1 pseudogene is annotated in these 449 nt (G+C 42.8%); it reads right to left on the bottom strand.

What is annotated here, in order from left to right:
• A pseudogene (locus AC5V8P_RS26105) lies at nucleotides 1-449 on the bottom strand (CapA family protein); the annotation flags it as partial.

Here is a 449-nt window from a genome sequence, read left to right as displayed (position 1 = left end):
ACGTCCTCGTTTTCTCTCTTCTCGACGGGTGTATCATCATCGTTGTTTACATCCTTATTGGACGAATTCTCCTGTGCGTGCCCCTCTTTTTCCGGTGATGAGTTTGTTTCTAAAGAGCTACCTTCAGAGGCATTCGTGTCGGGCGTAGTCACAGGACGACTGTTTGTGTCTGGAATAGTCGATTGCTTCGTTTCATTCACATTTTCACTAACTAAGGGAATAGAGTTCTTATCATCATTAGCAGATTCCGTATGGATATTCTTTTCAGTTTGCGAATACTCGGCATTGTCCGCAAGAGAACCACTACTATCGCGTTCAAATATGTAATAATAACCGAAAAGACCTACAATCATGAACAGCAGGACCAGATTTGTAATGATCCATGCCTTGCCTATTTTTGGTTTTCTTGTTCTCTTCCGACCTTCATTTCTCTGTGACCTGGGAGGGTA

The sequence above is a fragment of the Paenibacillus sp. N119s genome (assembly GCF_059447605.1).
Note: the sequence above shows the minus strand (reverse complement) of the source record. Positions and strands in the feature narration are given on the sequence as shown.